Source organism: Mesorhizobium sp. LNHC229A00 (genome assembly GCF_000502415.1).
In the GTDB taxonomy this organism is placed as follows: Bacteria; Pseudomonadota; Alphaproteobacteria; order Rhizobiales; family Rhizobiaceae; genus Mesorhizobium.
The window spans coordinates 1-1,893 of sequence record NZ_AYWQ01000061.1 but is presented as its reverse complement, the minus strand read 5'-3'; the positions used below and the strand labels follow the sequence as shown (position 1 = coordinate 1,893).

Annotated in this window: 2 pseudogenes; both read left to right on the top strand. The window is 61.7% G+C overall.

Features of this window, described 5'->3' with window-relative positions:
* Positions 1-222, top strand: a pseudogene (trkD, locus tag X742_RS01000000171130) (potassium transporter Kup); the annotation flags it as partial.
* Between the two features lie 193 nt (positions 223-415).
* Positions 416-1,893, top strand: a pseudogene (locus X742_RS00600) (KUP/HAK/KT family potassium transporter); the annotation flags it as partial.

Genomic DNA, 1,893 nt, shown 5'->3' with positions numbered 1-1,893 from the left:
CGCGCGCTGGCGATCTGCCGCAAGCAAGGCTGGAAGTTCGACATCATGACGACGTCCTTCTTCCTTTCGCGGCGGTCGCTCAAGGCATCGCCCAATTCAGGCATGCCGGTGTGGCAGGACAGGCTGTTCATCGGACTGGCGCGCTCGGCGGCCGATGCGACGGAGTATTTCCAGATCCCGACCGGCCGCGTCGTTGAAATCGGCACGCAGGTCGCCATTTAACAGACACGTGCTCGCCGGCCCGCAGTTTTTCCATGGATCCGGACATGAGCCCGCGAATGTCGCATCGACCGGCATTCGCTCGACGTCGCCCACAAGAAGCCGCGCGCTGCAGACATGAGTGCCATAACGTTACGGCACTTGATATTGCATTGCAGCAAGCGTAGAGCACCGCGCGTTTATCGGAGTGTCGTACATGGCCCTTGCCAGTGCTGGTAGTGAGGCAGAACCCGTCGACCAATCGAGCCATCCCGAAATCGAACAGCACAGCGCCAAGGTGTTGATGCTGGGCGCGCTCGGCGTGGTCTATGGCGATATCGGCACCAGCCCGATCTATGCGTTCCGCGAGGCGCTGGTCGCGTCGTCGGGCGGGCAAGTTGCCGACCGTGGCGACATTCTTGGCGTTTTGTCGCTGATCATCTGGTCACTGACGATCATCGTCACCATCAAATACATCATGTTCGTGCTGCGNCGCTGATGGCGCTGGCGCGCGGCAGTTTTCCGAAACGCTCGGCGCTGATGCTCGGCATCGGCATCGTCGGCGCCTCGCTGTTTTTCGGCGACGCCGTCATCACGCCGGCGATTTCGGTGCTGTCGGCGGTCGAGGGCATGAATGTCGTCACCCCCACCTTCCAGCCCTATGTGGTGCCATTGACGCTGGTCATCCTCGCCATGGTGTTCGCGGTTCAGCGTTTCGGCACCGGTGGCGTCGGGCTGGTCTTCGGCCCGGTGACCGCGATATGGTTCCTGGCCATCGGCCTTTCCGGTCTCAAGCACATCATCGCCGATCCGGAGATCCTGTGGGCGGTCAGCCCGCACTATATCGTCGCCTTCCTGATCCATTCGCCCGATGTGGCTTTCGTCACCATCGGCGCCATCTTCCTTGCCGTCACCGGCGCCGAGGCGCTTTACGCCGATCTCGGCCATTTCGGACGCAAACCCATCGTGCTCGCCTGGCTATGGATCGTGTTCCCCTGCCTGCTGTTGAATTATGCCGGGCAGGGCGCGTTCGTGCTGGCGAAGAACGGCGTGGTCGGCCATCCGTTCTTCGAAATGAACGAGGGTTGGGCGCTGATCCCGATGGTGGTGCTGGCGACGGCGGCGACGGTCATTGCCAGCCAAGCGGTCATTTCAGGGGCTTTTTCGCTGACCCGACAGGCCGTGCAGCTCAACATGCTGCCAAGGCTCGAAATCCTGCACACGTCGGAAAAACAGTCCGGCCAGATCTACATGCCGCGCGTTAACCTGCTGCTGGCTCTGGTGGTGATGATGCTGGTGGTCGGCTTCGGCGAGTCCAGCAAGCTGGCCTCCGCCTACGGCATCTCGGTGACCGGCAACATGCTGGTGACGACGGTCCTGCTCTATGTGGTCATGACCCGTATCTGGAAATGGAAGCTGTCGGTCGCGGTCCCGCTGACCGTAATGTTCGCTTTCATCGACGTCGGCTTCTTCGCCTCCAACATCGTCAAGGTGTTCGAAGGCGGCTGGGCGTCGCTGGTGGTGGCCTTCACCATCGTGTTGGGCATGTGGACCTGGGTGCGTGGCAGCCGCTATCTCTTCGACAAGACCCGGCGCAACGAAATCCCGCTCGACTTCCTGGCCGGCAATCTGTTGAAGAAGAAGCCGCAGCTGGTGTCCGGCACCGCGGTGTTCCTGACCAGCGATCCGCTCAGC